Raw genomic sequence first — 8758 nt, 5'->3', positions numbered from 1 at the left:
ATACAGAGCCGATTGGGATTTTAATTATTCAGAAGTAGAAACAGATTCTAGTTTTTACTACAACTCAAATTATTATAAACTCTTGTCAAATCACTACAACATAACTCGCCACCTATATGATGGGAATATCTATTCTGTTGCGGTGTTGGATTCTATTTTAAGAGCAATTCCAATNCCTTCTACTCTTATTAAAATCAGTATCTCTCAGTATTTAGACCGAATATATTCTGAGGCTCCATGGGATATCATTCAGAAAAATAGTCAAGAGTATCTTAACCTATACCCGTCCTCTGAACTTCCAGTTTTTTTAATGAAAAAATACAGCATTGATCCAAATGCAACTAATGATGTCGTTATAGTGAATGCTCAAGGTGAAACCACTACACTAGAAGAGGTTTTGGAGAAATTAAGAGGGAAAGAGGTAGTATTGGATATTTGGGCATCATGGTGTTCTCCATGTATTACAAAAATTAAAGCAGAACAAGAGACAAGAGAGAAAAATAAGAGAAAAGGAGTTGAATATGTATTTATTACTTTTATGGATAATAGTGCTGATTGGAAAAAGAGAGTTAAGGAGCTAAGACTTGACAAAGAAAAACACTGCTACTTTACGACAAACAGTCAGACTTCCCGATGGTTTATAGACATGAAGGTAACCTCAATCCCCCATGTAATTAAATATAATAAATCTGGTGTAATTATTGGGCAAGAAAAATAGGAAGATTAATTGAAATGAAACGTTTCCCAATTTATTTACAAGCTGATAGTATGGACTGTGGTCTATTATACTTTCCATTTTGAGACTATTTCGCTCTAAAATATCTATCTTTGCAACCATGAATATTGAGAAAGAATTTAAAGGTAAGAAAGTAACTTACTGTACACTTGGTTGCAAGCTTAACTTCACCGAGACGAGCCATATTGGTCGTGCACTTACTGAACGGGGCATGACGACTGCAGTAGAGGGAGAGCGGGCAGACTATTGTATCGTGAATACGTGCTCGGTGACTGAGCTGGCAGATAAGAAAAGCCGTCAGCTGATTCGCCGTCTTCATAGAGAGCATCCGAGCGCTAAGATCATTGTCACGGGTTGTTATGCTCAGCTTCAACCTGAAGAGATAGCGAAGATAGAAGGAGTGGACCTCGTGATTGGTGCCAAGGACAAAGGGCGACTAATAGAGTACCTTTTGTCTGATCTTGGTACGAATCATCCAGAGCACGGACATATCATACATAGCAAGATAGAAGATGTAGAGAGCTTCTCCCACTCGGTATCTAGCGAAGGGCGTACACGCCATTTCCTGAAGGTGCAAGATGGTTGTGACTACCACTGTAGCTATTGCACGATACCAAAAGCAAGAGGGAAGAGCCGAAATGGTAGGATTGAGGATCTCGTATCTGAAGCCAATGAGGTAGTCCGTCTGGGAGGCAAGGAGATTGTCCTCACGGGCGTAAATGTAGGTGACTTCGGGCGAAGTACTGGAGATAAGTTTGTAGATCTTGTGCAGGCTCTTGACAAGGTAGAGGGCATAGACCGCTTTAGGATTTCGAGCATTGAGCCCAATCTGATTACCGATGAGATCATCAAGATTGTGGCCAACTCACGAAGGCTCGCTCCCCATTTCCATATACCATTGCAGAGCGGTAGTGATGATGTCTTGAGGCTGATGCGTAGGCGATACAATCGCGATGTATTTAGGCACAAGGTGGAACTAATTAAGTCTATCCTCCCCGATGCTTTTATCGGAGTGGATGTGATTGTAGGGATGAGGGGCGAGACCCCAGAGTATTTCGAGGATGCCTACCGATTCATTCAGAACTTACCCATTAGTAAGCTCCACGTCTTTAGCTATAGCGAACGCCCAGGCACAGATGCCCTAGCTATAGATTATGTGGTTGACCCACAGGAGAAGCAAGCGCGGAGCCAACGATTGATAGCACTTAGTGAGGCAAAGCATCTTGCATTTAATAGAAGCCAAGTAGGCACTATTCGTCATGCGCTCTTAGAGCATGCCCATGGTGGTGAATGGTTGTATGGGTTTACAGAGAATTATATACGAGTCCGTGTGCCCTATAGTGAAGCACTACAAGGAGAGGTAGTGGCTGTGAGAGTAGGTGAATGTCTTGAGGAAGACCCTGAAGTTTGTCGTGCAGAATTAATCAAATGAAAGCACAACTACTTTATACTCTCCTACAGTTGTTCGGCTGGCTGCCCTCTTGGTGGCACTATGCTTGGAGCTGGGGGATATCCTACATACTACAATATATAGTAGGGTATCGGAGAGAGGTGATACAGAGTAATCTTCGCAGCTCGTTTTCTGACAAGAGTCCGAAGGAACTGAGAGCGCTTGAGCGGGCGTACTACAGGCACCTAAGTGACTTGGGCGTGGAGATAGTTATGCTCACCTCCTTCTCCAAACGTAGACTGAAAAGGCATGTACGCATCAGCAATAGTGCACTCATCGCTGATATCCACGCCGATAATCCTACTCTATTTTTCCTCCTTGGGCACTATGGAAATTGGGAGTGGTTCACAGGCTGTCAGGCGCTATTGCCTATGACTCAGTTCAATGTCGTCTACAAACATCAGAATGGGATATGGAATGAAGTAATGAGTAAGGCTCGTAGTCGTTTCGGTGCTCGCCTTATTGAAATGAATTCAGCACCAGTAGAGGTGCTCCAGAGACGCAAGGAGCAAGGGAATAATACCTATATATTTGTTTCGGATCAAAACCCATCGCTTGAGCATACCGTACTCTTTACGAACTTTCTGCACAGACCTACTGCGACCATCACGGGCATGGAACGCCTTGCAAACCTCCGACGAGCTGCTGTGGTTTATATCGATGTAGAGCGAGTGAGCAGAGGGCAATACCTCCTAACCATTAAGGAAATGACCCGTGATGCAAGCCAACTCCCGAAGTTCGACTTATCGGCTCACTTCATGCAGCTATTGGAACAAAGCATCGAGCGACAGCCAGAGATTTGGCTATGGTCGCACCGCAGATGGAAAATAGATCCTCAATGGGTGGCTAAAGAATATCCCGATAAGGAAATTGTAATGAGATGAAGAAGATAGCTGTAGTGATACTCTCGTGGAATGCTCGTTCGCTGCTTGAGCAATACCTCCCTAGTGTGGTGGCGCATACTCCTAGCGAGCTGGCGGATATTGTGCTGGCAGATAATGGTAGCACAGACTCCTCGGTCGCTTATGCTCTTAGCCTCGGGGTAAAAGTGCTGGAACTCCCCCAAAACTATGGCTTCGCTCGAGGATATAATGAGGCTATCAAGCAACTAAAGCACGAGTATATCCTACTCCTCAATAACGACGTGCGGGTAACACCGGGTTGGCTCGAACCTCTATTTGCTTTTATGGAGCAGCATCCCGAGGTAGTCTCTGTCCAGCCCAAGATAAGATGGGATAGAGAGCCAGAGCGCTATGAGTATGCCGGAGCCGAGGGTGGGTATATGGATTGGCTAGGATATCCCTTTTGCCGAGGGAGAATCTTTGATACTCTAGAGCAAGATCAGGGACAATATGGCAGCGAACCTAAGCGAGTGTTTTGGACTACTGGTGCAGCTATGTTGGTGCGTCGAGAGAACTATGTTGTTGAAGGCGGATTGGATGAACGATTCTTTGCACATCAGGAGGAAATAGACCTGTGTTGGCGCTGGAATAGTGCTGGACACCAGTTGTTCGTGGTGCCACAGAGTGAGGTCTTTCATTATGGTGGAGCTTCCCTAAGTGCCGAGAATCCGCATAAAACCTTCCTCAACTTCCGTAATAATCTATTGATGCTTAGAAAGAATCTCCCAGATAGCAGACGTTGGTGGGTGCTTACTTTACGCCTATTTCTAGACCTTCTTGCCGCACTCGTCTTTGTCCTTCGGAGAAAACCTAAGGACGCAATGGCAGTTTTTAAGGCTTGGAACGCTTTTAGACAGACCTCGGCAGCGCAAAGAACAGAGGGCAGAGTGCAATCTTACCAAAGACTGTACCGCCACTCTATCTTGCTAAGGTATCATTTATTCGGAGAGAAAACATTTGACAAGTTAAAGCCATGATGAAAAAGTATATATACGTAGTATCTGTTGGGGTACTATCTTTGTTCTCTTCTTGTGTCAGCCAAGAAGAAAAAGCAGCTAATGCCATGCTGGATGCTGCATCCCAATACTATCAGCAAGAGGCTTACGATGAAGCGCTGCAACTATTGGATAGCCTCAATAAAGTGTATCCCAAGGAGGTAAGAGCTAGGGAGCAAGCCCTTGAGCTGAGTAGAGAAGTGCGCCTCGCCAGAAGCCGTCGAGATTCGCTAGAAATAATCCCTCGCATGGAGGCGCTAATACATTATACCGATAGCCTATACCGAGATTTTACATTGGTGAAAGCTCCTGGTATGCCCGATGAAAATATCATCCGCTACAAGGGATACGACCCCTCCGCTGTTAATGCTCGGGGCTCATTCCTTGATACCTATATTGCGAATGATGGGACACTCCAACTGATAGCAGCTACTTCGGGGACTAGCCCCATTGGCGTAACTCATATCTTGGTCACAGAGAGTACTGGAAATACATTTATCTCGAGTGATACTTTGGCGTATGATGGAGGGCCCAACTATCGATATGAAGACCTAGGACGCCACTACGAGAGGCTTACTTTTGCAGCAGATAAAGCCCTAAGAGTAGCTGGGTTTATAGCCAACGCACCTGAGAGAGCCACCCTAAAGGTTGCCTTTGGACTACAAAATGGCAAGAAATCGAGGAGCTTTGCCTTGGATAATAAGGCAAGGGAAGCAATCACCAAGAGTTACTTCTATGCTCAAGGGTTACTAGATATAGCCGAACTACAAAGAGGTTTGGATAGACATAATCGACGTCTACAACTAGAGAACGATCGTAAAGCAAAAGAAGCGATTAAGACAAAGTGACTCTTGCAAGGCTCCTGTTACTAATGCCCCATTCCCCGTTTTCGCTGCGATTTAGCATCTTTGCTCGTGCGTTTACTCTACGTAATACGAATAATGTGTATATTTGTGATGTTTGAAGGGGAGCGTATGACTAATAACGAAAGTTTTATCGACTACGATATAAAATATATAATTAGGATATGAAGAAAGTAGATGTACTCTTGGGTCTCCAATGGGGCGACGAGGGAAAAGGTAAGGTAGTGGATGTGCTCACACCTAAGTACGACTTAGTAGCAAGATTTCAAGGTGGTCCGAACGCAGGGCATACCTTAGAGTTTGAGGGCAAAAAGGTCGTACTTCGTTCAATCCCATCGGGTGTATTCCAGGGTATGACCAATATGATTGGCAATGGCGTGGTACTTGATCCCGTACTCTTTGTAGAGGAGGCGAATGCACTGAAGGAAGGTGGATTGGATATCCAAGCTCGTTTGGTCATCTCCAAGAAGACCCATTTGATATTGCCTACTCACCGCCTTTTAGATGCCGCAAGTGAACGAGCAAAGGGCGATAAGAAGGTGGGGACAACGGGTAAGGGTATTGGTCCTACATATACCGATAAGATTAGTCGTAATGGCGTAAGGGTAGGGGATATCCTTTCTAATGACTTCAAGTCTCGCTACGAACCAGCCAAGGAGCGACACGTAGGACAGCTTAAGGCACTTGGCACCTCACTAGAAGAGTTGGCTCCTAATTTCTCAGAGCTTGAAAACCGATGGATGGAAGCTGTAGAGGCGCTTAAGGAGTACCAAATCGTAGATGGTGAGTTCTTGGTAAATAACACCCTAGCAGCGGATAAGGCGGTATTGGCAGAGGGGGCTCAAGGTTCACTTTTGGATATTGATTATGGTTCTTACCCATTTGTGACTTCATCGAATACTATTAGTGCTGGTGCTTGCACAGGTCTGGGCGTAGCACCTAGTCGTATCGGTCGCGTATTTGGTATTTTCAAGGCCTATTGCACAAGAGTAGGTGCTGGTCCATTTCCTACCGAGCTATTCGACCAGACAGGTGACCTTATGTGTGAACTAGGTCATGAGTTTGGCTCCGTTACTGGTCGTAAGCGTAGATGTGGCTGGATAGACCTCGTGGCACTAAAATATACTGTGATGCTCAATGGCGTTACCGACTTGATCATGATGAAGAGCGATGTGCTAGATACTTTTGATGAGGTAAAGGCTTGTGTCGCTTATGAGATTGACGGGGTGGAGACCACTCAGATGCCATTTGAACTAAATGAGCAAGTAAAGCCCGTGTACAAGAGTTTCAAAGGCTGGCATACTGATATGACTAAGTCAACTTCGGAGGCAGACTTTGGGGCAGACTTCAAGGCGTACATTCAGTTCATCGAAGAGTACTTAGGCGTACCTATCCGTATCGTTTCTGTCGGTCCAGATAGGGCGCAGACCATTATAAGAGAAGGTTTTTAAGACATGTGGATACCAACAGCATATATATTGATGTTTGGGGTGATGATACTGGGCATGCTTGTTCAGTGGAACCTCAAGAGAAAATTTAAGAAGTATTCCAAGATTCGTCTCGATAGTGGGCTTACTGGAAGAGAAGTCGCTGAACGAATGCTCCAGGAGAATGGCATCACGGATGTGCAGGTGATTTCAACCTCAGGACTACTCACAGATCACTACAATCCTGCCAATCGCACCATCAACTTAAGCGAGGCGGTTTACAGCTCCAATAGTGTAATGGCAGCAGCAGTTGCAGCTCATGAGACGGGTCATGCTGTGCAGCATGCTGTAGGGTATGCCCCACTCAAGATGAGATCAGCGCTAGTCCCTGCGGTGCAGTTCTCCTCCAATATAGTACAGTGGGTCCTGCTCGCAGGCATATTCCTCGTGAATTCATTCCCTCAACTGTTGCTCGCTGGAATCATACTGTTTGCACTCACAACGCTCTTTAGTATCATCACTCTACCTGTAGAGGTAGATGCGAGTAGAAGGGCTCTAGTATGGCTAGAGCGTTCTAGGGTCACCAGCTACGAACAACAGCCAATGGCTGCTACAGCATTACGTAGTGCCGCATACACTTATTTTGCTGCTGCTATCGGTTCGATTGCTACCTTACTTTACTATATCACGATATATAGCAGTAGGAGATGATAATAGCCCCAGAAAATGTTGGAGATATCAATAAAATGTGTACATTTGTGGGGTGAGAGGCAGTTTGTATAGCTAGCCCTCTAAGTACTATCGACAGAAATTGATTACAATATACTAAGACAAAACAAATTATGAGACAAAAGAAGACGGACAGAGCAAATCTGGAGAATAACAAGGGTTTATTCTTCCTGATGGGTTTGGTCGTTGCCTTGGCTACTGTCTTTGTTGCCTTTGAGTGGGGTAATAAGGAAATAACTGTAGAGGAGATTTCCCAGAATGTAGTCCTCGAGGAGATTGAGGATATTCAGATTACTCCTGAGGAGGAGCAAGCTCCACCTCCAGAGCCTGAGATTCAGCAAGAGGTTGTTGTAGAGGAGCTAACCATCGTTGAGGACGATGTAAAGGTAGCTGATGTTCAGATTGCTTCTGTAGACGACGCAGCTAACAAGCTACAGCAGACTTTTACTCCTCCAGCTCCTGCACAGCGTAGCCGTGAGGAAGTAGCAGATGACCACATCTTCGAGTACCTAGAGGAGATGCCAGAGTTCCCTGGTGGTCAGGCAGCGATGATGAAGTGGCTGAGCAAGAATATTCAGTATCCGCCAATCGCAGCAGAGAATAACATTCAGGGTCGTGTAATGGTGTCATTCGTTGTTGAGCCTGATGGTTCTATCTCTAACGTTCAGATTGCACGTGGTGTTGACTCCAACCTTGACAAGGAGGCAATCCGCGTGGTAAAGCAGATGCCTAAGTGGAAGCCTGGTATGCAGACTGGTAAGCCAGTACGTGCACGCTTCACACTCCCAGTACAATTCCGCCTCCAGTAATACTGAGAGTTTAGGATAATATAATAGCCGTGATACCTTGGGTGTCACGGCTATTTCATTTGTTCAGAGAAAACGTAGATCGGGCAACATTGATTATCTCTTTAGGATACTACGCAGCAAAATATAGGCATGGGCGAGTAGGGTACGCGCTAGTCCGTAGTGGTACCTCATAATCTGGAACCGCTCACGGAGTGATGCCTTATGGTTTTGTGTCGTGACCCCCTCTGAGAGATAGTCAGTAAGAACCAAGTGGGTATTGTGATTACGCTGGCTTTGCTTTAGGATGCGAATACACCAGTCGAAGTCGCTAGAAAAACGATAGGAGAGATTATACAGCGGAGCTAGCTCTCTTCGTGGATAAAAAGACTGGTGACAGACGAGCATCCCTCTGAGAAAGCTATCTTTTGTCAGCACCAGGGGGGCAGAGAGACGTCTATGCCTCAAGAAGCGGCGATCTGTATCCACCAAGTCTGTTTCGCCATATATGACATCAGGATGATTTGTTCCCACTTGGGCAAAAACCTCTTCAAGTGTGGTAGTGGAGTGGAAAGTATCCCCCGCATTCATAAAACAAAGATAATCTCCTGTCGCTGCCTTAATTCCCTTATTCATTGCGTCGTAGATGCCTTTGTCGGGCTCAGAAATCAGGACGTCTATATCTGCTCGATAAGACTCAAAGAGTTCGTTCGAGCCATCTGTAGAAGCACCATCAACAACAATATATTCAATGAATGGGTAGCTTTGCTCCGCCACAGACCTGAGGGTGTATTGTAACTCCTCATAGGCATTGTAGCAGATAGTCACCACACTTATTCTCTTTCTTCCTTGCATATAAGCTAAAAATGTA

General features: G+C 45.4%; 9 protein-coding genes. 8 read left to right on the top strand and 1 reads right to left on the bottom strand.

Annotation, left to right across the window (positions count from 1 at the left end):
* Positions 1-310 precede the first annotated feature (310 nt).
* The 8 genes from A3GG_RS13990 to A3GG_RS0101725 all read left to right on the top strand — a co-directional run bounded on the left by A3GG_RS13990 (position 311) and on the right by A3GG_RS0101725 (position 7911).
* Positions 311-718 (top strand): TlpA family protein disulfide reductase, encoded by a 408-nt coding sequence (locus tag A3GG_RS13990; RefSeq protein ID WP_428829139.1) that lies wholly within the window; start codon positions 311-313, stop codon positions 716-718.
* A 118-nt stretch (positions 719-836) separates the two neighbouring features.
* Entirely contained in the window at positions 837-2168 is a 1332-nt protein-coding gene (mtaB, locus tag A3GG_RS0101755) for a tRNA (N(6)-L-threonylcarbamoyladenosine(37)-C(2))-methylthiotransferase MtaB (RefSeq protein WP_018357611.1), read from the top strand.
* Positions 2165-3070, top strand: coding sequence for a lysophospholipid acyltransferase family protein (locus A3GG_RS0101750; protein ID WP_018357610.1), 906 nt, complete (start codon positions 2165-2167; stop codon positions 3068-3070). The genes mtaB and A3GG_RS0101750 overlap by 4 nt, the downstream gene beginning before the upstream one ends.
* Positions 3067-4065: a glycosyltransferase family 2 protein gene (locus tag A3GG_RS0101745; protein ID WP_018357609.1), complete on the top strand. Its 999-nt coding sequence runs from the start codon at positions 3067-3069 to the stop codon at positions 4063-4065. Before A3GG_RS0101750 ends, A3GG_RS0101745 begins: the two co-directional genes overlap by 4 nt.
* Positions 4062-4931, top strand: a complete 870-nt coding sequence (locus A3GG_RS0101740) for an outer membrane protein assembly factor BamD (RefSeq protein WP_018357608.1) — start codon at positions 4062-4064, stop codon at positions 4929-4931. Before A3GG_RS0101745 ends, A3GG_RS0101740 begins: the two co-directional genes overlap by 4 nt.
* A gap of 179 nt (positions 4932-5110) precedes the next feature.
* Positions 5111-6397: an adenylosuccinate synthase gene (locus tag A3GG_RS0101735; RefSeq protein ID WP_018357607.1), complete on the top strand. Its 1287-nt coding sequence runs from the start codon at positions 5111-5113 to the stop codon at positions 6395-6397.
* Between the two features lie 3 nt (positions 6398-6400).
* Entirely contained in the window at positions 6401-7084 is a 684-nt protein-coding gene (locus A3GG_RS0101730; RefSeq protein ID WP_018357606.1) for a zinc metallopeptidase, read from the top strand.
* 131 nt (positions 7085-7215) lie between these two features.
* Entirely contained in the window at positions 7216-7911 is a 696-nt protein-coding gene (locus A3GG_RS0101725) for an energy transducer TonB (RefSeq protein ID WP_018357605.1), read from the top strand.
* 93 nt (positions 7912-8004) lie between these two features.
* Here the strand turns inward: A3GG_RS0101725 and A3GG_RS0101720 are convergent, their stop codons facing one another.
* The gene (locus tag A3GG_RS0101720) at positions 8005-8742 is read right to left on the bottom strand and encodes a glycosyltransferase family 2 protein (protein ID WP_018357604.1); all 738 of its coding nucleotides are present in this window, start codon (positions 8740-8742) and stop codon (positions 8005-8007) included.
* Positions 8743-8758: the final 16 nt, after the last annotated feature.

Origin of the sequence: Porphyromonas levii DSM 23370, from assembly GCF_000379925.1 — a bacterium.
Classification (GTDB): Bacteria; Bacteroidota; Bacteroidia; order Bacteroidales; family Porphyromonadaceae; genus Porphyromonas_A; species Porphyromonas_A levii.
This window is presented reverse-complemented; position numbering and strand designations above follow the sequence as displayed.